The sequence below is a fragment of the Fibrobacter sp. UWH1 genome, from assembly GCF_002210365.1.
Lineage (GTDB): Bacteria > Fibrobacterota > Fibrobacteria > Fibrobacterales > Fibrobacteraceae > Fibrobacter.
In genome coordinates this window covers 21131-43009 of record NZ_MWQG01000022.1, presented here as the reverse complement: position 1 = coordinate 43009, position 21879 = coordinate 21131, and the positions used below count along the sequence as shown (strand labels likewise).

Genomic DNA, 21879 nt, shown 5'->3' with positions numbered 1-21879 from the left:
TTATATACCGGTGGTGATTTACATGTAAATCATCCCATTCCATACGGGTTTGTATGGATATGAAATCTGCCGAAAGTCCGGCTGAAAAAATTCTCTCTGGTTTGAATTCTGACCAGAGGGCCGCTGTTTTGCATGATCACGAATCTGGGGCTCAGCTTTTGATTTTGGCTGGTGCGGGGTCGGGAAAGACATCCGTGTTGACCAAGCGCATCCAGTACCGCATACTTTGCGGTGTGGCTCCCGAAAAAATTCTAGCGCTGACTTTTACGGCTAAGGCGGCTGCTGAAATGCGGGAGCGTGTACAGGCCTTGTTCCCTAATGCGGGGGTGCGCCTTTGCACGTTTCATTCTCTTGCGCTTTATATGTTGAAGTGTAAGGTTCCTGCAAATGGGGATGGTTCTTCGGGGGAGGTGTGTGCGTACGAGTTGCTGGGGTTTAAGAAGATTCCCTCTCCGACAGAATCTGCAGAGAGAAACTTTGCCCATCGGCTTATGGAACTTAAAATAAAAAGTGGAACAGTCCTTCGTGAAAATCTCTTTTCTTATGGGTTGTCGGCAAAACTGCAAAAGAAGTTGGCACCCCTCCGGGAGGAAGTCCATCAGACTGGTCGTGTGGTTTTTGAAGATTTGATATTTGAGGCGATTCGCCTGATCGAAGAGTTTCCCTTTGTTCGGGACTATTTTCAGAGTCTTTGGTCTGAAATTCTTGTTGATGAATATCAAGATATCAATCCGACTCAATACCGTATGGTTAAAGGTCTGCTTGGAAATCGGAAATCCCTTTTTGTTGTGGGGGACGATGACCAGGCTATTTATGGTTTCCGCGGGGCTGATATCGGCAATATTAACCGCTTCCGAGACGATTTTAGGGAGAGTACGCTGATTCGCCTGGAATGGAATTACCGGTCTGTTCCCAATGTACTTCATTTGGCGAATCAGATTTTTACGAATAAGCCCATTCATTTGCGGAAGGTCCTGCGTGCTGGAAATCCTTCGGGCTCCAAGGGGAATCCCATCTTCAAGGAAAATCGGAAACCTGAAGTGTGGGTGTCCGATAATCCGGTGGAGGAAATGCAGAAGGTTGTTCAGTCCATTAAGGAACTTCGGATGGGCTATGACTTGGAATGGAAAAACTTTGCCATTCTTGTAAGGTATAACCGCCAGCGGCTTTATTATGAAGAGGCCCTGCGGGATTATAACATTCCCATTGCGGGAGGGCCTGCAGAAAATGGTGAGGAAGGGGCCGTCCTGGAAAACGGGGTGCATGTGGAAACTGTGCATGCGTCAAAGGGGTTGCAGTACGCGGTGGTCTATTATGCGGGGCTTGCCGAGGGGTTGACTCCTGGGGCGTGTACGGGATCTAGGTCTCAGCGGAAAAGGCAGTTGGAAGAGGAGCGTCGTCTGTACTATGTGGGGGTGACTCGTGCGGAGGCCTGTCTGATTTTGTTATATTGCAAACGTAGATTTTGGAAGGGGCAGTTGTGTAAGTTCAAACGTTCCAGTTTTTTACCGAAGGAAAGCTCCTGTAAGTCTAAAGGTTTGATGATGCCTCTCGTTTTTTTTAGAATTTATGTCGTCCTGATTGTTCTTGGCTACTTGTGTGTGCAGATGATTCGTGTGCCCTATGCCAAGTGGCGGCATGGCGGAGATATGACTCCTTGGGTCGATGGCCGTATCCAGTTCTTTTCTGCTTTCTGTTTGAAGATGCTCCGTGTGGAATTGAATATTGAAAATCAGGCTGCGCTCGGCAAAGTGGATTGGACTCGCCCCGTATTTGCGGTTGGAAACCATGGCTCATTTTCGGATATCCCTATGGTTTTTCTTGCCCTTCAGCGGACATTTGGTTTTGTGGCCAAGGAGTCTCTGGGCAAGGTGCCGTTCCTTCATTTTTGGATGAAGCAGATTGGCTGTGCCCTGGTGAACCGTTCCAAGGGTGGTGCCGCAGCCGCCGTACGACGTGTTATCGCGGAACGAGGAGCTGCTCCCCGCTTGTTTATCTTCCCTGAAGGAACCCGCAGTAAAGACGGAGCTTTGGGTCCTTTTAAGAGTGGCACTTTCTATTTTGCCCACGAAAATGACGGCTTCATTCTTCCCTTGGTCATCAAGGGCTCTGCCGCTGTCTGGGAGAAACGAAAGAATGCCGGACCGTGCAAGGTGACGGTGAAAATTCTTGATCCTATTGACGTGAAGGCGTTGAAGGAATCCAATCCCGATATTGATCCGAAGCAGGATTTGTGTCCTATGGTTCATGATCGTATGGAAAGTGCATTGAGGTAGGGACTGCTATGATTGGTGTTTTTGATTCCGGTTTTGGCGGTCTAACTATTTTGCGGGATTTGCAAAAGGTGTTGCCGCAGTACGACTACCTGTATCTGGGGGATAATGCCCGCGCTCCCTATGGTTCCCGTAGCTTTGAAACCATTTACCGCTATACGTTGCAGGCGGTTCGTGAACTGTTTAGTCGTGGATGCCCCCTGGTGATCCTAGCTTGCAATACAGCTTCTGCACGAGCCCTTCGCAGTATCCAGCAGCAGGTGCTTCCTTTTGAATTTCCTGATCGCAGGGTGCTGGGGATTATCCGTCCCACTGCAGAAGAAATTGGACGTGTCAGTAAGACGGGGCATATCGGGATTTTTGCGACGGCAGGAACGGTTTCTTCGGGAAGCTATCCCATCGAGATCAACCATTTTTATCCGGAGCTGAAAGTGACTCAGCATGCGTGCCCCATGTGGGTGCCCTTGGTTGAGTATGGCGAACGGGAATCCGATGGTGCTCGTTACTTTGTTAAAAAGGAGGTGGAGGCCGTTTTACGTGAGGATCCTGAAATCGACACCATCCTTTTAGCTTGTACCCACTATCCGCTGCTGGAAAAGGCTATCCGCGAATCTACTCCGCCGGGGGTGAACCTGGTGTTTCAGGGGAGTATCGTGGCGGACAAGACTGTCGACTATCTGAAACGTCACCCGGAAATAGAAAAACGACTTGCGAAAAACGGTAAAACCAGTTTTTTGACTACAGATACGGCCGAATTCTTTGAAAAAGGCGCCTTTTTCTTTGGAATGCAGGACATTTCTGCTGAATCGCTGACCTTTTAACTTACAAAATTAGTATCTTATACAAAAAACGACGAACCATCTAGGATGGTCCGCCCGTGAGAGTTTTAATTAAAGGGGGGACCTCGGGCCGTAGTCCGGGGTTCTCGAAGTCTAACCAAGTCGAATCTATTTCGAGTATAATTAACGGATTGTATAAAAATGCCGAAGACACAGATTAATCTCGATGGTTGGCAGGACTACCGCGGTAACGCCGCAGGCAGCTTGCTTTATGTAGAAACTAGCCACCAGTCTGAAATGCCGGTGCGCGACCAGCTCAACGAAAATGGCAAGGGCTTCCTTTCTGAACCGAACTACGAAACCAGCACCTATGGCCTCGTGAGCTGCTACAATGTGAAGGCTGTGAATGCTATCCTCAAGGCCAAGAGCCGCTACATTCTTTTCGGTACCCGCTACGAAGGTCTCAGCGATTCCGAAATGCGCAACAAGTACCTGATCATGGGTTATATGCGCATCGATAAGATCAAGGACGTTCGTACCCGCCACATCCAGCGCTACATGGCTAATCCGGAACTTCAGGAACCGGAATGCATGCAGATGGAACACAACTGGGCTGTTTATGGTCCCATGCGCTTTGTCTCCATGAACGATTCCTTTGTCGTTACCGACGAAATCCTCAAGGAATGGGGTTACCGCGGTCACGCTTCCCGTCAGCTGAAGGCTGTATTCCAGAAGGAACATCTTGAACAGATCCTTTCTTACCTGGATTCCAAGGAAGATATGATCGACGAATATATCGCTACCGTCGACGAATACAAGGAAGCTTTGGAAGAAGGTTAATCCTTTAAATTTTTATGCGAAAAAGGCCGTGGATGAAATCCACGGCCTTTTCTGTTTCTTTATTGTTAGACTTTATTTTTTGACGGCCCTAATAGAACTGGAGCTTGTCTTCAGGATGTATGTTCCCTGGCGGACGTCGAGGCGGAGAGTGCCGTTGTCGTTCAGTGCCTGGTTCTTTGTGCCTGTCCAGAGGAGGTTGCCGTTCAGGTCGAAGAGCTTGGCCTGCATGTGGTTGTCGTTGAAGGCGTACTTATAGTTGGAATGGATGGATGTGGTGCCGCAGCCGACGGCTTCGATCTTGGCAATGTAAATGCCGGATCCGTTGCTGTTGAAGGTGAGGCTGTTGGAACCGAAGGGTGCGCCGGATTCATCTTTTTCGTTTGTTAGAGGAATGGTGACTTCGCTCCATTCGGAACCGCTTGCGTCGTTGCCGTACTGGTAGCTAGTCCATTCGGATCCGCCTGCGCCGCCGATGTTCACGGAGTTGGTGGAATCCACGCCGCGCATGGTGATGACGAGGTCGCTGCAGACCTGGAGAGGATCGTAGACGAGGGCCATGTCGCTCAGGGCGTAAACGCCGTGCTGGTAACCGCAGTCATCCTGATTGCAACCTGCCAAGGGAAGCTTGACGTACTGGGACACGCCGTCCAGCGGGGTGGTGACCAGGGTGCCTTCGAATTCGCCACTCCACTTACCGGCGGAGGTTTCCTTGCTGAAGTCTACGATGGTAATGCTGGAGGGAATGTTGCTGCCGCCATTGCCGCCTTCTTCAATGGGGGCGTCTTCGCAGTTGCCGATATTGGCGCCAGCACTCATGGTGTAGACCAAGGTGGTGATGGAACGGGCCGGAAGATTGTAGCTGACGCTAGTTGTGATTTCCTTGCTCTTGGCTCCGCTCTCTACAGACTGAACTGCGTAGATGGCGTTGTAGCCATTGATGCTGGGAGCGTTCAGGCTTACGGGGGAGTTGGCGGTGTTGATGGCGATGACGGAGATGGAATCGCAACCTACACTACGGAAGGCTACCACCTTGAGTTCATCCTGGTCGGAAGTACTGGTGATGACGCGTGCGTTGGGATTTACGAACTTGGAGTAGTGTCGCATGGCGTGGTACTCCGGTGCGATAACGATTTCGTCCTTGGTGCAGTTGCCCCAGTTGGCGGCGCAAACGCCGATGAACTGACCCTTTTCGCCCCAGTACAGTTCCCAGGCGATGTAGGCGTTGAGCTTGCCGCTGGTGAAACCGACTTGCATGATGTGGGCGAGGCCGACCATGTCTGCTTCGCGGATGTCATTTTCCATGGTGCAGAATTCGGTCATGATCAAGGGCTTGGTATCGCTACCCCAGCGGGAGGCGATGGAACTCATGGGCTTGCGGAAATTTTCCGGGTTCAGGTAGTTCTGTCCGGAGTTGTCGTTACCGTCGCCGGCGTGGTACAGATGGTAGGCGTAGCCTCCCAGCTTGCTGTCGTCCAGCTTGGCCATGTAGTTCTGGAAATTGTTGAAGCCGATGCCCAGCGGTTCGGGGCCGATAATCTTGGGCGGGTTGGCCAGGCTGTTCAGGGAGTCGCTCACTGCCTGAAGTGCTTTGTCGTAACCGGCGATGCCATCCTTTTCGGACGGTTCGAAAAGCGTTTCTTCGTACTCGGCGTTCATGTCCGGTTCGTTCTGCAGGGAGATGTAATCCGGTGCGATGCCCATGGCTTCGTAGGCCTGGTAGGAAGTTTTCCACCAGTGTGCGAAGTCGGCGTATACGAAGGCACCGTAGGGGTCGGTGGATGAAGTCTTGAGGGTGTTGTTCTTCTTGTCGCCGTTGCCTGCGCTACCATTGATGCTGTTGCTGGGCTTGAGGCTCGGAGGGGCGCTCCAGGAAGACATTTCGATTTTCAGCTTGTTGCCGAGGCGCAGTCTTGCGGCCTTGATGATCGCGGCGTCGTTGGCCAGGCTCTTTTCGCTGTCCTGCTTCCAGTTGCCGATACGCAGGATGGAAAGATTTAGACCGGTAAAGGCTGTATCGTAAAATGCTTGCTGGGTAGCATTACCCATGGCGGTAACCCAGTCCTGGTAGTAAACGCTACCGGCTCCGAATCCAAGAATTTTTTGCTTGGTGTCGGCAGGATCTATGGTAATCGTTGCGGCAGATGCAACTACAGCGGAAGCCAAAGCTGCGGGTACTAATTTCCTGATCATGTTGTTTCCTTTCTATACACCAAGACAAAAATAATTTTTTTGTATTTGCAATGGAAAAACGTTAAACTAAAAGTAAGAACGTAAAAAACGGCCCGTTATAAACGGCCCGTCCTTTCGAGATTCCTGGTTCCAAATTTTTTTATAGGGCCAGTTTTTTCCTAAATAGGCTCCAGGAGCCAATCTTTTAGGCCTATTTTTTAATAGGCTCCGGGAGCCAATTATTTAGGCCTACTCTTTAATAGGCTCCGTCGCCCTTGAACACGACCTTGAATGTCTTGAGGATGAGCTTGATGTCGTCGCCCAGCTTGCCGTCGCGGCGGATGTAGTCGTTGTCCAGGCGCATCTGACCTTCGAAGCTAATGTTGCTTCGGCCGCTGACCTGCCAGATGCAGGTAAGGCCCGGTGTGACGGACAGACGCATACGGTGCCACGGTTCGTACTCAGCCACTTCCGAGGGAATAGGCGGTCGCGGACCGACGATACTCATGTCGCCCTTGATGATGTTGAAGAACTGAGGCAGTTCGTCGAGGCTGAACTTGCGGAGAACTCTGCCGAAGGGGTAGATTCTCGGGTCGTTCTTCATCTTGAAGGTCTTGCCGCCGGTTTCGTTCAGCTTCATCAGTTCCTTCTTGCGTTCTTCGGCGTCGGCGTACATGCTGCGGAACTTGTACATGGTAAACAGTTTGCCGTTCTTGCCTACGCGGACCTGCTTAAAGATGACAGGACCCTTGGGATCGCTGATCTTGACTGCGGCGGCGCAGAACAGAAGCAAGGGGGAGCAGAGAACGATGGCTGCGCTGGTGCAGACCACATCCACGATGCGCTTGATAATGTGGCGGAAGCGGATGCGGTGGGGGTGCTGCCAGATATGGTCCAGGTTCAGGCGCTGCAACGAGAAGAAACTTCCGTTGGTGCTGTTGAACTCGTCAAGCTTGGCCTGCATTTCCAGGTTGTTCTTTTCCTGGGAACCCATATAGAGGTGGGCTTCGAAAATGGGTTTTCTGGGCTTGATTCGCAGGGACTGGATGAGGCCGGCGTCGTTCAGCTTATGGAGGATTTCCTTACGGATGGACTCCAGGGTTGACATGTCGGAGTTCAACAGGATGATACCAAGGCCGTTTCCGTCGGGGAGGTAGCCGAGGACATCAATGAACCTCAAATGGGAGAACATGGTGAGTATGCTGATTCGCCATGTGTTTTCTACGGTCTGGTTGGGGCTGCCCCAGCCAAAAAAATCGTACTGATGAGCGTAAATCTTGATGTAAAGGAATGGCTTGCAGGTTCGGTTTGCACGAAGGAATTCCTCGTTGAGACGGGCTCTGAACAATCGTGCTGGATACACGATGTTCTTCAATTTCTGCTCGTCGAGAATAGAACCGATTGCCGGATTTACAGATTGCTGATCCATGGACGCAAATATAAAAAAAGAAGAATTTACTCCGGTGTAGCAAAAAGGGGTAAGGGTTTGTAATTGACTGTTTTAAGGAAAAAACTCCAAAAAACATTTTGTTAATTTGTATGAACATAAAGGTTTGCTGCAGAATAGGGACGTTATACCGGTAAAATAGGACGTTCGAAGGGCCTGCTTTCGTGAAGAAAAGCGGAACTTTTCTAATTTTGGGCTGTATAATTTTAAAATGGAGACGCTCTATGTTGCGTATTGGTCTTATTGGTACAGGTACCGTCGGTGGCGGTGTTATTCAGATTTTGGAACAGAAGATTGCCGAATACAAGGAAAAGCTCGGTGTCGAAATGGAACTGGCTTGCATTTGCGCCAAGTCCGACGAAGAAGTGGCTCCCTTCAAGGCTAAGGGCTACAAGACCTCTACCAATGCCGACGAAATGATCGCTTCCAACGACATTGACGTGTTGGTGGAACTGGCTGGTGGCTACAATATGCCCCGCAAGTGGATCCTGGCTGCCCTGGAAAGTGGCAAGCATGTGGTTACCGCTAACAAGGCTTTGCTGGCTAAGTACGGTCACGAAATTTTCCCGCTGGCTGCAAAGAAGGGTTTGCATGTTCTGTTTGAAGCTGCTGTCGGTGGTGGCATTCCTATTATCCGTAGCCTCCAGGAAGGCCTGCTGGGCTCTACCGTCGAAAACCTGAGCTGCATCATTAACGGTACTTGTAACTATATCCTGTCCCGTATGGCTGAAGAAGGCCTGGACTTCGATGTGGTTCTTAAGGATGCTCAGCGTCTCGGTTTTGCTGAAGCCGATCCTACCTTTGATATTGAAGGTATCGACTCCGCTCACAAGACTGCTCTCCTGGCTTCTCTCTGCAGCGGCCACCGCGTAGACTTTGAAAAGATTCACGTGACCGGTATTTCCAAGATTACCGCCCAGGATATCGCCATCGCCAAGGAACTTGGCTGCTGCGTGAAGCTTCTGGGTATCTACCGCCGTGAAGGCAATCGCGTGGACGCCCGTGTCCATCCGTGCCTGGTTCCCATGGAACATCAGCTGTCCAGCGTAAACCGCGTTCTGAATGCAGTCTACCTGCAGTGCGACAATCTGGGTGAAACCCTCCAGACCGGTGCTGGTGCTGGTCGTCTGCCCACCGCTTCCGCTGTTGTGGCTGACCTGGTCTCTCTGGCCCGCTCTACCGACTGCGGTTCCCGCAAGGCTCTCCCCATGGGCTGGTTCAATGTTGAAAATTCTGCCACCCTGGTTCCCATTTCCGAAACCAGCGCCCGCTACTACCTGCGCTTCACTTCCCGTGATGCTTGCGGCGTTCTGGCTAAGATCACCAAGATCCTGGCCGATAATAACATTTCCATCGAAACCATCATCCAGAAGAACGTCAAGGATCCGGGTAAGGTTTCTGTGGTTGTCATTACCGAATGCACCCAGGACAGCAAGGCCCAGAAGGCAGTGGATGCCATCGACGCTCTCGCTGAAATCGTGGAAAAGAGCCAGGTTATCCGCTTCTTGGCTTAAACGCTTTAGGATGGTTCCCGTCACGGGTTGATGGGAACCTTTCCTCTTGTTTACTTCTTCCGTTGGATTGTGTATGATTCGAGCGACCACATTGGAACGTATGCTTGTTGTCCTGTCGGACTTTGTTGCGTTGTCCATTTGCTTTGGCTTGGCCTTCTGGGTGCAGTTCCACAGTGGGTGGATTGCTGACAAGTTTGATCCTAGCCGAGCTTTTGCTGATTACTACCACATGGGCATTGTGCTTAATGTGGGGTGGCTCTTTCTGTTTGTTTGCGCGGGACTTTATCGTTCCTGGCTTCTGCAGTCTAGGACTCATCAGATTTTGCGGGTGCTGCGTGCGGTGGTCCTTGGAATTATCCTGGTGATTCTTTGCCTGTTCGGTGCGGAATTCCTGGGCAAGGTTATGTCTAACGAACCCTTGAACAGCGGTTATCTGTATGGATCTCGCTTCCCCTGGATTTTTATATACGGTGGTTTTGCACTTTGCCTGGTGGTCAGTTTTAGAATGATCATCTACCAGTGCCTTCGCGGTCTGTTGCGTCTCGGTTATGGTGCCAATAACATTCTGGTACTTGGTGCAACCGAGGCTGGTCGCAAGATTGCCGAAGAACTCGCCAAGACGCCTCAGCGTGGTCAGCGTGTTATTGGTTTTGTCGATGAACGTTATCAGGTCATGGACAAGGAATTTGCCGGTGTCCCCGTTCTTGGTAAGTATTCTGACTTGCCCGCGTTGATTAAGAGTAAGAAGGTTTCTGGCATCATTATCGCCCATGATAGTACCTCTCCGCAGGAAATTATGCGAGTGCTTGTGTGGGTTTGCGAATGCGCTGTACACATCTACCTCGTTCCGGAACTTTATCAGGTGATTCATGGTCAGTTCAAGGCAAATCTGGTATATGGCTTTGAACTCCAGGAACTACTGCCTTTTACCATGCCGCCCTGGCAGGTCCGCGTCAAACGTATGGTGGACATTTGCTTCGGTACCTTCCTTGGAATTTGTTCGTTGCCCATTTGCCTGCTTGCGGCTATCGCTATCAAGCTGGACGATCGTGGCCCGGTTTTCTATTCCCAGGAACGAATCGGTTTGTATGGAAAGCCTTTCTTTGTGTACAAGTTCCGTACCATGCGTACCGATGCCGAAAAGTTTGGCGCTCAGTGGGCTACCAAGAACGATCCGCGAATTACCCGCATTGGACGATTCCTGCGTAAGACCCGTATCGATGAACTTCCCCAGATTCTGTGCGTGCTGAAAGGTGATATGAGTATGGTGGGCCCCCGCCCCGAACGAGCTGTGTTTATCGGTAAGCTCCGTGAACAGATTCCCTTCTACATCAGCCGTCTGAAGATGAAGCCGGGGTTGACTGGTTGGGCTCAGGTCTGCCATCATTACGATACCAGCACCGAAGACGTGAAGATTAAATTGCAGTACGATATGTATTACTACGAGAATATGAGCCTCTTGCTGGATTTCCAGATTCTTGTACGTACTGTTTATGTTGTTTTAACAGGAAAAGGCGCTCAGTAGGTTTGAGGGCGTTCGCTCCGCTCACTTTGAGGGGTGAGGTCGGGCTACGCCCTAGAGGTTGTAAGTATCCTCATACCTCAGAGCGAATGAAATGAGCGACCCCATACCTCATACCAAAACGTTTATATAAGGACCTTGATTATGTACGGTGATAATTCTACTCCGGTGTTTCCCACAGAAGATGCTTTGACTATGATCCGTCTGGCTTTGGCTGAAGACGTTCGCACTGGTGACGTGACCAGCATGTGGACCATTCCTGCCGACCAGAAGCAGCATGCTCGTTTGATCGCTAAGGAAGATGGCGTTGTGGCTGGTCTTCCCATTATCGAACTGGTGTTCCAGGAAATGAAGGCAAATGCTACCGTGACCCTCCACAAGAAGGATGGTGACGTGGTAAAGAAGGGCGATCTGATTGCCGAACTTGATGGTACCACTCACGAACTTTTGACCGGTGAACGTACCTTGCTGAACTTCATCCAGCAGCTTTCCGGTGTGGCCACTGTGGCTCACACTTTCCAGGAAGCATTGAAGGGTGGTAAGACCAAGGTCCTGGATACCCGTAAGACTATTCCCGGTTTCCGTACCTTGCAGAAGTATGCAGTTCGCGTTGGCGGCGGATCCAACCACCGTATGGGTCTCTTTGACATGGTGCTGGTGAAGGACAACCACATTGCTGCCGCCGGTGGCGTGTTGGAAGCTCTGGCAGTTGTCAAGAAGAATAACACCCAGAACCTTATGGTGGAAATGGAAGTGGAAAATTTCGACCAGCTGCGCGCCTTGCTCAATAAGGGTGTTGACGTGATTATGCTGGACAACATGAGCAACGAAACCATGGCTGAAGCCTTGAAGATCATCAAGGAAAGCGGCGACAAGTGCCTGGTGGAAGGTTCCGGCAACATGACCCTGGAACGCGCCAAGGAAATCGCTACCCTCGGCCTGGACTTCATCTCCGTGGGTGCCCTTACTCATAGCGTGAAGGCTCTCGACTTTTCCATGAGAATTTAAGCTTTGAGGTCGGGCTTCGCCCTTTTAGGTGTGAGGTCGCAGCAGAGCTGCTTAGAGGTATCGAATTGATTTCGTACCTCATACCTCAAAACGAACGAAGTGAGTGACCTCACTCCTCATACCCGGATAAAAGAGACTATGGCAGATTCTGTAACATTAGTTGTTGACGTAGGAAACACCCACACGGTTCTTGGCATTTTCAAGGGAACCAAGGTGGTGGATTACTGGCGTCTGACAACCCGTAAGGAAACCACTTCCGACGAGGTGATGAACCGTATCGGAGGTCTTCTCCGCTTTTCTAAGATTAATCCGGAAGAGATTACCCATGTGGGTCTTTCGACGGTGGTGCCCGCTCTTGAGCGCCCCTGGATCAAGGCTCTGGATTCTCTGCTGAAAAAGCACGTTCAGGTTGTCAATTCCAAGAACTGCCTCGGTTTGAAAATTGATTACCAGAATCCTTCCATGGCTGGTGCCGACCGCCTCTGCAATGTGATTGCGCTCCGTGAAGAAGGCCTGAAAAACGGTGTGGTGGTGGATATGGGAACTGCAACCACCTTTGATGTCATGAAGGATGGCGCTTTTGTCGGGGGCGTGATTATCCCCGGTATTAACGCTAGCCTGGATGCCCTTACCGAAAAGGCCGCCCGCTTGCTTCCGGTAACTATCGAATGGCCCGAAAACGTGGTGGCTGACAATACGGATGATGCTATTCGAGCTGGTCTTCTTTATGGCTTCCTGGCTCAGCTGGAAGTGCTGATCGGTAAGATCAAGAAGGAAGTGGGCTGCGAAGACCTGCCTGTCTATGCGACGGGCGGTTGGGGCAAGACCATTGCCCGCCGGACAACCCTTATTGACAAGTATGACCCTTTCCTAACTTTGCGGGGAATCCGTCTGGTGGCTGTCAAGGGAAATTCCGTTGCAGAAGTGGAACGGGATACCGAAGAAGAATAGCCAGAACATCTGTTTTTGAAAGCCTTATCCTGAGGAATAGGGCTTTTTTTTATGGGAAAAAAGCAGAAATGTGCTTATCGCAAATTAAACTTATTATATTATTACATAAGTTAAGAAGGTGAAAATCGTGCTGGCAAAATTCCTTAAGACGTTATCGCAGAACAGAACGTTGATCTTTTTGGTCATGTGTCTGTTTGTCCATATATTCAACGCAATCTATTTTTGTTCCATTGGCTTAACTCCGCTGGTGGTGCTGAATATTGGTAGTTCTTGTCTGTATGTCTTGTTCCTGACCTTGTTCAAGAAGAATAGTGACCTGCAGATTGTATTTGCCTATTTCGAAATAATCATATTCTCGTTCTTGAGTGAAGTTGTGGCCGGCGGTCACTTTAGCTATGTGAACTTTATTATCGGCATGGTGGCTGTGGTGTTCTTTCTGCTGCCCTTTAGGAACAAGAAGAAACATATTTACCAGTTCATTGGTGCGGTGTCAGCCATTGGTGTAAGCCAAATTACGGTGTTCGAATATTCCATGTTCCCGGAATACTTACCTATTGTTCTTGAACATAAAGTATTCATTTCCTGTCTGAATCTTATCATTACCTTGTTTACCCTTTTCTATGTTTCCAACCTTTATTTGGTAGAGCTGAACGAGGCCAGGGCCAAACTGGATTATTCAAGTAATCATGACGTGCTGACCGGTCTTTATAACCGCCGCTTTTTTGAAGGCATCATGAAACGCAGCAAGGAAGAAAACGAGAATGCCTTTTCTGTGGCCATGGTGGATGTGGACGACTTTAAGCATATTAACGATACTTACGGTCACGAGGCCGGCGACAAGGTTCTGGAACGGGTGAGCCACCTGCTGGCCGATGTGCTTCCCAAGAATGCCATTGCCGTCCGTTGGGGTGGCGAGGAATTCGTGCTTTACCTGCCCATGATGAGTGTGGACAGTGCCCGTGGAGTCCTGGAAAATTTCATTACGAGACTTCGCGAATGTTCCGTTATTTACCGGAATCAGGAAATCAGGATTTCTGCGACAATCGGCGTGTGTACCGGTGACAGTATTTCGGAATATGAGAATTACATCCGCCAGGCAGACGAAAAACTCTACTGGGGAAAGAAACACGGCAAAAACCAGATTGTGAGTTAGAAGTGTTCTACTCGTAAGTTTTGAAAACTTCAAAAAAAGTTATATTATCGGTGATTAAATATTGGAGCGTGTATGCGTTGTTTAGTTACCGGTGGTGCTGGATTTTTGGGTAGCCATCTCTGTGAACGTCTTCTGAATGATGGTCACGAGGTTATTTGTCTTGATAATTATTTCACTGGCCGAATGGCTAATGTGGCCCACCTCCGCGACAACAGGTGCTTCGAGCTGATCCGTCACGATGTAACGGAACCAATTCTTCTTGAAGTGGATCGTATTTTTAACTTGGCATGCCCTGCCAGCCCTGTGCATTACCAGTATAATCCGGTAAAGACCATCAAGACCAGCGTCATGGGTGCGATCAATATGCTGGGACTTGCCAAGCGTGTGAAAGCCCGCATTCTTCAGGCCAGCACCAGCGAAGTTTATGGCGACCCTGCTGTGCATCCGCAAACAGAAGACTATTGGGGAAACGTGAACCCCATCGGTATCCGAAGCTGTTACGACGAAGGCAAGCGTGTTGCCGAAACCCTCTTTATGGATTATCACCGTCAGAACAATGTGGATATCCGCATCGTTCGAATTTTCAATACTTACGGCCCTCGCATGCTTCCTAATGATGGTCGCGTCGTTAGCAACTTTATTGTGCAGGCCTTGAAGGGCGATGATATTACCATTTATGGTGATGGGTCCCAGACCCGTAGCTTCTGCTATGTAGACGACCTTATTGAAGGCTTTGTCCGCATGATGAGCCAGGACAAGATTATCGGACCGGTAAATATCGGCAATCCCGGTGAATTTACCATGCTGGAACTTGCAAGGGAAGTTCTGGACTTGACCGGTTCCAAGAGCAAGATTGTCTTCCAGCCGCTGCCGGGTGACGATCCCAAGATGCGCAGACCTAACATTGACCTGGCCAAGAGTGCCCTGGGTTGGGAACCGACGATTCCCTTGCGTCAGGGGCTTGAAAAGACTATCGTCTATTTTGATGAACTGCTGAAAGAATAAAGCAAACTTTTAAAGGCGAGCGGAAACGCTCGCTTATTTTGTTTTGCAACCGATGGTGCTGCAAATGGGACATTGATCCACTTTGTGTCCCATGGCCTTGCAGTAGGTTCGTCCGAAGAGAATTATTTGCAGATGCTTTCGTTCCCAGGATTCGGGAGGAAAGATTTTCTTTAAGTCTGCTTCAGTACGTTCTACGGAACTTCCGTCGCTTAAGCCCCAGCGGGCGGCCAGTCGATGGATGTGGGTGTCTACAGGAAAGGCCGGTATCTTGAAGGCGTGAATCATCATGACGCTGGCGGTCTTGTGGCCGACGCCAGGGAGGGCTTCTAGTTCTTCAAAGGTCTGCGGGACTTTGCCGTTGTATTTTTCAACGAGAAACTGGGACAGCTTGAAAATGTTCCTGCTTTTATTCTGGTAGAGTCCGCAGGGTTTGATGTATTCCGCAATTTTATCCACGCCGAGGGCTACCATTTTTGCGGGAGTGTCGGCAACTTTGAAGAGCTCTGCGGTCACCAGGTTTACTCGGGCGTCGGTACATTGGGCACTCAAGACTACCGCGATTAACAAGGTGAAAGGATCGCGGTAGTTTAAGGGAATCGGCGGGTTTGGAAACAACTCGTCCAACTTCTGGTTGATGAATGTGATGCGATCTTTTTTGGTCATGCGTCGCGGGTGAAGTCCTGCTCCATGTTGAAGCTGGGCATTTCATCGTGGGGACGACCAACTTGAACGGCAGGCACTCCAGCGTACGTTGTGTGTGCAGGAACGTCGCTGACCACAACGGCACCCGCACCAATCTTGGCACCGTCGCCAATATGGATGTTTCCCAGAAGCTGTGCATGGGCGCCCAACATGACACCGTTACCAACCTTCGGATGACGGTCGCCGATTTCGTTACCAGTACCGCCTAAGGTGACTCCATGAAGGAAGGAAACGTTGTTGCCGACGACAGCGGTTTCGCCAATGACAATGTTTGTAGCGTGGTCAACAAGAATTCCGTATCCAATGTTTGCTGCAGGATGAATGTCCATGCCGAACTTGCGGCTGATGATGCTCTGCAACATTTTTGCGGGGAAGGTGCGTCCTTCGCTCCACAAAATGTGGGCAGCACGGAATGCCTGTAATCCTTGGAAACCCTTGAAGAACAGCAACGGCTCCAGATAGCTGGTGCAGGCGGGGTCACGGAGCACGGTGGCGTGCAAGTCCTTGGCGGCGCTCATCAGAAGTTCGGGGTACTTGCTGTAAAGCCCGCTGAACATCTTTTCCAGTTCAACTCTGTCGATGACTTCGCCTGCCAGCTGACAGGAAAGGGTGACACCCAACATTTCGCAGAAACTGTTACGACATAGAATTTGTTCGTTCAGCATCAATACAGAGAGGGGCTCCTTCTGTACCAGAATTTCGGCTTCGTCACGAATTGATTTTTCTATGTCTGCAATATTCATTTTTTATCCTTAGAGGGCTCGTCGTCGTCGAGGGTGGGAATAACCTTGTTTTCCTGGCAAAGGTTTTCTTCGCGGATTTTAAAGGTAAAGTCAACCAGATTGTTTTCGAACATTTTCTGGTAAGGCTTCTTCTTCTGCACGCTCTGCAGGGCGCAGGTACAGTAATTTATGCGCTGGATTAGGATGTTGTCGTTACGGGGAGCGCCCTGGGCGAACACGCATTCGTGCATGATGGCGTATTCCATGGCGCGGTCGTAACGGTACTTGCACTTGTTTGGCAGATCAGGTTGGGCTGCAACTCTTTCGATTGTTCCCTTGGCAGGAACGTTGTGCATAATGCTGCTAGTGATGAATCCAGCGACAAATACCAGGAAGCATCCTACTAGGAGCAACAGGAACTTCTTGCCGCGGCTAATGTTGTTGTAGCTTCTGCCTACCGCCTCAAAGGCTTGGGTGGCGTGTAACTTGACGTCATCTAAATCTTTGTTTTTTGCCATATTACTCTCTCTTCACCTAATCCAAAACTAAACTTCTATCAGTGTCCAGACCTCGGGCAATGTTCTGTAGTCTTCGTTAAAGTCTAGTCCGTATCCCACGACGAATTCGTTGGCTATCTCGAATCCGACATAATCGGCGTGGAAATCAACAGTTCGACGTTCTTCCTTATTCATAAGAACGCAAGTACGTAACTCTGTAATTCCTGCTTCCTTTAACATGCCTACCAAGGTGAACATGGTGTTGCCAGTATCCAGGATGTCGTCCACAACTAGTACTCGCTTGCCCTTTAGTTCCTGCAAGTCCAGACCACTCACCTTCAGCTTGCCGCTGGATTCCATTCCGGAACCATAGCTAGAAGCCTTGATGAACTTAATCTGATGCTTGGGGTTGGCCATGGCGCGAACCAGGTCCGTGGTGAACATGAACGCTCCGGTGAGAGCCGAAAGGACAATGTCGAATTCAAAGGATCCGCCGATTTCTGTAGCCAGCTCCTTGACGCGGGTCTGGAGCTGCTGTGCAGAAATCATGGGCTTTGCGGACATCTTGTACATTTACACCTCAAAGTTCAGCCAGCTGAACATGGGCTTCAGGGCGGCAAGCTTGCCTTCGGGATTCTTGTTGTATTCCTGGAAGAAGGGGAATACCTTGTTCTCGAGGCTTGTCTTGTCGATGCCCAGACGGAGCCAGTCGGCCACGGTAATGAGGCCGGTGATGTGGCTGACGGACTTCTTATCCAGTTTGACGGAGACTGCATCAATCAGTTCCACCAACTTGGCGTGGAACATACGTCCGGTACCGCCGAAGGAGAAGTGGGTGTTCAATGCAGTAGCTTCTTCAACCAGGTCGTGGATTTCGTCAAAGACCTTCTTGTCGTCGGTTTCCATATAGGAAAGGGCGAGGTGGTGGATCTTGGAGTTGATTTCCAGAGACAGGATCTTGCGCATGGTGTCGGGCAGGGTATGGTCGGGGTCGGCCATGCTGTCGATGGAAAGACCATGGGACAAGGCGAAACTGCTGAAGGATTCCGTAAGACCGGAAAGGTACTTGCGGGTAGAAATCTGGTTGATACGCTTCAGGGAGTCGCTCATGAGGTTGCGCATGCGGACCACATAGGCGGTGGGATACATTTCCTGGAGCTGTTCGGTTCCCATATTGGGATCTTCTACGAACTTAAGACCGTTCTGTTCGTTTTCGCCATCGGCAACCACCAGGTTGATTCGGCCCAACTGGTCGGTAATGGCAAGAACGGAGGATACTCGGGATTCGCCGACGAACTTGTCGTTGAATTCTGCACGGACCAGAGTCTGACGACGGCGGGAAGCAATCTTTGTCGCAGTGATGCGGGCATCCTTGTTGTCGTAACCGTCTTCCAGGTCCAGGTGGAAGATGGCGGCACGTTCTGCCATTTCCTTGACAACCACGGGAACCTGTTCTTCGGCATAGCGGGTAAAGACTTCGGCACCGTTCCACTTGTGTTCGTTACTGGTGGCGCGGGCGAGGATGCTAATGAACTCGTTACGGATATGGTGGCCGTAGGGCAGGAACGGTTCCAGCAGTTCCATGGCGCGGAGGGCGTAACGCATGTTCTGTACCGGTTCCAGACCTTCGATATCGTTGAAGAACCAACCGCAGCTGGTGAAGCTGAACAGGCAGAACTTCTGGATTTCGAGAAGGCGGATGGCGCGGGCGCACTGTGCTTCGTTGGAGGGGTTCTTTACTGTAGCTTTCAGGAAGGCTTCCACGCGGGATTTGTCTTCGGGAGCGACCAAGGTCTGTACGTAGTTGTTACGTGCGTCCCAGGGGTTTACGTCGGAAATCTTTTCGAATTCGCGGACAAAAACGTCGTCTGCCAGTTTCTTCAGGTGGTTGAAGGCGTCGCGGAGAGGACCGCGCCACTTCTGGTTCCAATCGGGGCCACCGCCAGTGCAGCAACCGCAATCGCGGTACCAGCGGCCAACGCCGTGGGCGCAACTCCAGGCGCAACCTTCGCTATGGAAATTCTTCAGAAGGACTTCGTGCTGGGGTGGAAACTTTTCCAGGAACCAACCGTAGTTCACGGGAACCATGTTGTTCTCGGGTGCAAAGTGGTTATAGAGCCAGGCAGCGCACATGTCGCCGAACGGTTCGTGGTGTCCGTAGGATTCGCCATCGGTACCGATGCTTACCAACTGTGCGTCTTCGCGATTTTCATCCCAGGCGCTCTTGATCTTGTTGCCGAAGGTGCCTGCGTCACGGAGCAGGTGTTCGAAACCCACTGCAGAAGAAAGCCAGGGGTTGTAGAAAAATACATCCAGGTAGCCGTCGCACACCAGGTTGCCTTCCTTGTCGCGGGGGTAGATGCGGTAGGGGCGGGTGGTGTCGATATCGGTGTTGGAGCAACCTTGCCATTCTTCGCTGCCCAACTTGCGGAAGCTATCTGCCTGGGTGGGGGAGAGAATGGTGAACTTGATGCCGGCCTTGATGAGGGCCACAACCGTTTCGAAGTTGATGGCTGTTTCTGCCAGCCACATGGCTTCGGGCATACGTCCGAAATGGAACTTAAAGTCTTCGATACCCCATTCAATCTGGGTCTTCTTGTCTTGTTCGGAAGCAAGAGGCATGATGATGTGGTTGTACACCTGGGCGATGGCGTTACCGTGGCCCAAACGTTCAATGCTTCTCTTGTCAGCTTCCTGAATGCGCTTGTAGGTATCGGGAGTGTTGGTGCGGATCCAGCCCATCAGGGTGGGACCCATGTTGAAACTCATGAAATCGTAGTTGTTGACGATATCTACGATGCGGCCGTTGGGGGAAAGAATACGGCTTGCGGAGTTGGGGCTATAGCACTGACTTGCAATGCGGTCATTCCAGTCGTGGAACGGACGGGCGCTGGGCTGGTTTTCGATGACTCCGGTCCAGGGGTTTTCACGGGGCGGCTGATAAAAGTGGCCGTGGATTGTAAAATACAGAGGATGTTTTTCAGACATAATTACACACCAAAAACGTTTTGGCGAAAGATAGAAATTTGCCATATGCAGCGTGGCTGCGTGGGCGTGTTGTAGGGGCTTTCAGATACGAAAAAACGCAGCGGTTAGGCTGCGTTGATTTGGGGTTCACTTAAAAGGAATCGCTAATTGTTTTTATTTCAGCTTGATGACTCTGGAAACACTGTATTTTCCGGCAGATGCGCGGAGTACATAACTTCCATGGGCCAGTGCACTCAGGTCAAAACGATGGCTTCCGGCAACGAGATTGCCTTGGGCAAGAGTTGCAATGCGATGGCCCATCATGTCGAACAGCGCCACCGTTCCTCGGCCTGCCTGGGGAATGTACAAAGACAAAGTTTTTTCTTGAACGGATGCCGTTATGTTGTTTGCGAAAGGTACGGTGTTGCGAATGGAACTGGGGGCGACGATGGCGCCTGCGCTATTGGTGTCTGCAACCACATTGTCCCAGCCCGGCATATTGTCCAAGGCGATTACTCGTTCGTCATCCAGGTTGCGCTTCCACATATCGGCGGGAGTCTTTTCCAGGAAGTTTCCGCTCCATGTCTGACTCCAGGTCATCCAATAGCTCCAATATGACTTGTCTTCGGCGATGCTGTCGATGTCGGGAATGGCGCCGTTTTCGCTGAGGGCGATCATCTTATTGGTGCCCACTTCATCGATAATCTTGTTCCAGTAATCGGCTGCAGAATAATGGTTGTTCAGCGGGTCGTAAATGTCGACGGCAACGATATCCACGTATTCGTCTCCCGGATACCATTCTCCATTGAGGGCAGAATAGTCGTAACCAAACTTAGGATCGGTATTGATGTTCCAGACCCAGATCAGGTTCCTGTTCTTGTTTACGTTAACCATGCGGTTGAATACAAGACGCCACAGCTGAACATAACATTCCGGAGAACCGACGCCCCACCAGAACCAGCCGCCACTTGCTTCGTGGAGAGGACGCCAAAGAACGGCAATACCCTTTTCTTCTAGCTGCTTGAAGTAACCGGAAACAATATCTACGTCGGCAACGATGTCCTTGTATACCTCGGAAGTGGGGTCGGCGTCAAGGCATACTGTCTTGGTTGCTTTGCATTCGTTTTTGGTGGAGTCCATATCCGTACATACGGAATCCGTCTTGAATGCCTTGGTGTAGTTGAAACAGGTGTTGTTTTCTGCGGTTCCAGCAACGTCTTCGGTACAGCCTGCATTCTTGAAACCCTGCATCTGGGTGTAGAAAACGGTGTCTTCGCCCACCTTCCAATGCCAGGTGTATGTGGGGATGCCGCCCATGCTCCACAGGTCTTCGGTCATGACCAGATTGTTTTCTGTATAGCCCCGGAACCATCCTTCTTCGTGATGCCCGCCTGCAGCGAAGAGCATGTCAAAACCACCGATAGCAGGATAGTGGCCGGAACGCTTGTAAAATTCGTCGATGTCGGTCTGGCCTTTCCAGGTGTCTTCACCATTCAAGAACTTGCAGGAGTCTGCAGGAGTGCATTCTGCGGCGGAAAGCAACTTCATGTTGCCGTAATCATAGTTGAAATTCTGGTCGCTGATCATCATGCCGCTGATAGTCTTCTTCATGAAGTTGTCGCGGAGGAAGGTCTTGACCTTCATGGCGCTTTCGGTGGCGCCGGGAGTTACGGGCAATGCACTAATCTTGAATTCCGGATCAGGAACCCGTTCCACGATAATGTAGTCTACGCCGATGGAGGCATTGCCGACGGTAACCGTATTCTCGCCAGCCTTCATCTTAGAAGTGGCGGATACGACGTAGGCGGAATCGCAGTTGCGGGGTGTGGTCAATTCAGAACCAGCCAGCTCCCCATTGACCATGATTTTGGAGGTGGTCCAGTCGTACTGTTTAATCAGAACCTGGGTGGTCACCTTATAGATGGCAGTTTCGTCAACCTTGATGGAGAACGTCATTCCGTCAGAACCGGGAACCACATACTTGCCACCAGAAAAACTGGCGTCTTCCTTGATGTCGGCGGCTGTTACGCCGGGCTGATCTTCGGATTCATACTTGGTGGCTGTGGTTGCTGCAAAGCTTGCTGTGGCGAGCCCCATGAAGGCAACGAAAGAGAATGCGCTCTTGATGGCGCTGTTAAAATGTAATCCCATAAACACTCCTTAATTAAACCGCCTTAAATCTATATTTGAAAACCGAATTTTTAAATGGAAGATCGCCTCGAAAAGCTTAAATCGTTGAAAAGTTCGCATCAATTGATGCTTTTTTTTAATAAAGATTGCAGAAAAGGCCGCGTTTTTCGCGGCCTTCGATCGTCTAATTTTACAAGGAA

General features: G+C 50.5%; 17 protein-coding genes. 9 read left to right on the top strand and 8 right to left on the bottom strand.

The window, feature by feature from the left end; genetic code table 11:
* Positions 1-53: 53 nt before the first annotated feature.
* The 3 genes from B7992_RS10785 (at position 54) to B7992_RS10775 (ending at position 3892) form a co-directional block, all read left to right on the top strand.
* On the top strand, positions 54-2276 hold the full coding sequence (locus tag B7992_RS10785; RefSeq protein WP_249505332.1) for a UvrD-helicase domain-containing protein: 2223 nt from the start codon (positions 54-56) through the stop codon (positions 2274-2276).
* Between the two features lie 8 nt (positions 2277-2284).
* Positions 2285-3094: a glutamate racemase gene (gene murI, locus B7992_RS10780; RefSeq protein ID WP_073155876.1), complete on the top strand. Its 810-nt coding sequence runs from the start codon at positions 2285-2287 to the stop codon at positions 3092-3094.
* Positions 3095-3253: 159 nt separating this feature from the next.
* Complete coding sequence (locus B7992_RS10775) at positions 3254-3892, top strand: hypothetical protein (RefSeq protein ID WP_073155879.1); 639 nt, start codon at positions 3254-3256, stop codon at positions 3890-3892.
* Between the two features lie 72 nt (positions 3893-3964).
* On the opposite strand, the gene B7992_RS10770 is transcribed toward B7992_RS10775, so the two are convergent.
* Both B7992_RS10770 and B7992_RS10765 read right to left on the bottom strand, forming a co-directional pair.
* A complete protein-coding gene (locus tag B7992_RS10770; protein ID WP_088666272.1) occupies positions 3965-6082 on the bottom strand; it encodes a glycoside hydrolase family 30 beta sandwich domain-containing protein in 2118 nt (705 codons plus the stop codon).
* A 235-nt stretch (positions 6083-6317) separates the two neighbouring features.
* The gene (locus B7992_RS10765) at positions 6318-7490 is read right to left on the bottom strand and encodes a sugar transferase (protein ID WP_073282875.1); all 1173 of its coding nucleotides are present in this window, start codon (positions 7488-7490) and stop codon (positions 6318-6320) included.
* A 242-nt stretch (positions 7491-7732) separates the two neighbouring features.
* Here B7992_RS10765 and B7992_RS10760 point away from each other — a divergent pair, with 242 nt between their 5' ends.
* From B7992_RS10760 to B7992_RS10735, 6 genes are all read left to right on the top strand, one after another.
* Positions 7733-9022, top strand: coding sequence for a homoserine dehydrogenase (locus B7992_RS10760; protein ID WP_088666271.1), 1290 nt, complete (start codon positions 7733-7735; stop codon positions 9020-9022).
* A 73-nt stretch (positions 9023-9095) separates the two neighbouring features.
* A complete protein-coding gene (locus B7992_RS10755; protein ID WP_073155890.1) occupies positions 9096-10547 on the top strand; it encodes a sugar transferase in 1452 nt (483 codons plus the stop codon).
* Positions 10548-10688: 141 nt separating this feature from the next.
* Entirely contained in the window at positions 10689-11552 is an 864-nt protein-coding gene (nadC, locus tag B7992_RS10750; RefSeq protein WP_088666270.1) for a carboxylating nicotinate-nucleotide diphosphorylase, read from the top strand.
* Positions 11553-11690: 138 nt separating this feature from the next.
* Positions 11691-12503 (top strand): type III pantothenate kinase, encoded by an 813-nt coding sequence (locus tag B7992_RS10745; RefSeq protein WP_073233670.1) that lies wholly within the window; start codon positions 11691-11693, stop codon positions 12501-12503.
* A 127-nt stretch (positions 12504-12630) separates the two neighbouring features.
* Entirely contained in the window at positions 12631-13656 is a 1026-nt protein-coding gene (locus B7992_RS10740) for a GGDEF domain-containing protein (RefSeq protein WP_176421920.1), read from the top strand.
* A 72-nt stretch (positions 13657-13728) separates the two neighbouring features.
* Entirely contained in the window at positions 13729-14661 is a 933-nt protein-coding gene (locus B7992_RS10735) for a UDP-glucuronic acid decarboxylase family protein (protein WP_073155902.1), read from the top strand.
* A gap of 33 nt (positions 14662-14694) precedes the next feature.
* Here B7992_RS10735 and nth read toward each other — a convergent pair whose 3' ends face one another.
* The 6 genes from nth to B7992_RS10705 all read right to left on the bottom strand — a co-directional run bounded on the left by nth (position 14695) and on the right by B7992_RS10705 (position 21700).
* Entirely contained in the window at positions 14695-15324 is a 630-nt protein-coding gene (nth, locus tag B7992_RS10730) for an endonuclease III (protein ID WP_088666268.1), read from the bottom strand.
* Positions 15321-16106: a serine O-acetyltransferase gene (gene cysE, locus B7992_RS10725; protein ID WP_073155908.1), complete on the bottom strand. Its 786-nt coding sequence runs from the start codon at positions 16104-16106 to the stop codon at positions 15321-15323. The genes nth and cysE overlap by 4 nt, the downstream gene beginning before the upstream one ends.
* Positions 16103-16603: a hypothetical protein gene (locus tag B7992_RS10720; protein ID WP_073155911.1), complete on the bottom strand. Its 501-nt coding sequence runs from the start codon at positions 16601-16603 to the stop codon at positions 16103-16105. The genes cysE and B7992_RS10720 overlap by 4 nt, the downstream gene beginning before the upstream one ends.
* 27 nt (positions 16604-16630) lie before the next feature.
* Positions 16631-17155 carry a hypoxanthine phosphoribosyltransferase gene (gene hpt / locus B7992_RS10715; protein ID WP_073233676.1) on the bottom strand — a complete coding sequence of 175 codons (525 nt, stop codon included), beginning with the start codon at positions 17153-17155 and terminating at the stop codon, positions 16631-16633.
* Complete coding sequence (locus B7992_RS10710; protein WP_073233678.1) at positions 17156-19570, bottom strand: DUF3536 domain-containing protein; 2415 nt, start codon at positions 19568-19570, stop codon at positions 17156-17158. It lies immediately after the preceding gene.
* Between the two features lie 153 nt (positions 19571-19723).
* A complete protein-coding gene (locus B7992_RS10705) occupies positions 19724-21700 on the bottom strand; it encodes a glycosyl hydrolase (protein WP_088666267.1) in 1977 nt (658 codons plus the stop codon).
* Positions 21701-21879 lie beyond the last annotated feature (179 nt).

Excerpts from the sequence above, each read along its gene's own strand:
- B7992_RS10705 (WP_088666267.1), bottom strand. The coding sequence starts at position 21,700 with ATGGGATTACATTTTAACAGCGCCATCAAGAGCGCATTCTCTTTCGTT.
- B7992_RS10745 (WP_073233670.1), top strand. The coding sequence starts at position 11,691 with ATGGCAGATTCTGTAACATTAGTTGTTGACGTAGGAAACACCCACACG.
- B7992_RS10770 (WP_088666272.1), bottom strand. The coding sequence starts at position 6,082 with ATGATCAGGAAATTAGTACCCGCAGCTTTGGCTTCCGCTGTAGTTGCA.
- cysE (WP_073155908.1), bottom strand. The coding sequence starts at position 16,106 with ATGAATATTGCAGACATAGAAAAATCAATTCGTGACGAAGCCGAAATT.
- hpt (WP_073233676.1), bottom strand. The coding sequence starts at position 17,155 with ATGTACAAGATGTCCGCAAAGCCCATGATTTCTGCACAGCAGCTCCAG.
- B7992_RS10720 (WP_073155911.1), bottom strand. The coding sequence starts at position 16,603 with ATGGCAAAAAACAAAGATTTAGATGACGTCAAGTTACACGCCACCCAA.
- B7992_RS10735 (WP_073155902.1), top strand. The coding sequence starts at position 13,729 with ATGCGTTGTTTAGTTACCGGTGGTGCTGGATTTTTGGGTAGCCATCTC.
- nth (WP_088666268.1), bottom strand. The coding sequence starts at position 15,324 with ATGACCAAAAAAGATCGCATCACATTCATCAACCAGAAGTTGGACGAG.
- B7992_RS10785 (WP_249505332.1), top strand. The coding sequence starts at position 54 with ATGGATATGAAATCTGCCGAAAGTCCGGCTGAAAAAATTCTCTCTGGT.
- B7992_RS10775 (WP_073155879.1), top strand. The coding sequence starts at position 3,254 with ATGCCGAAGACACAGATTAATCTCGATGGTTGGCAGGACTACCGCGGT.
- B7992_RS10755 (WP_073155890.1), top strand. The coding sequence starts at position 9,096 with ATGATTCGAGCGACCACATTGGAACGTATGCTTGTTGTCCTGTCGGAC.
- nadC (WP_088666270.1), top strand. The coding sequence starts at position 10,689 with ATGTACGGTGATAATTCTACTCCGGTGTTTCCCACAGAAGATGCTTTG.
- B7992_RS10765 (WP_073282875.1), bottom strand. The coding sequence starts at position 7,490 with ATGGATCAGCAATCTGTAAATCCGGCAATCGGTTCTATTCTCGACGAG.
- murI (WP_073155876.1), top strand. The coding sequence starts at position 2,285 with ATGATTGGTGTTTTTGATTCCGGTTTTGGCGGTCTAACTATTTTGCGG.
- B7992_RS10760 (WP_088666271.1), top strand. The coding sequence starts at position 7,733 with ATGTTGCGTATTGGTCTTATTGGTACAGGTACCGTCGGTGGCGGTGTT.
- B7992_RS10710 (WP_073233678.1), bottom strand. The coding sequence starts at position 19,570 with ATGTCTGAAAAACATCCTCTGTATTTTACAATCCACGGCCACTTTTAT.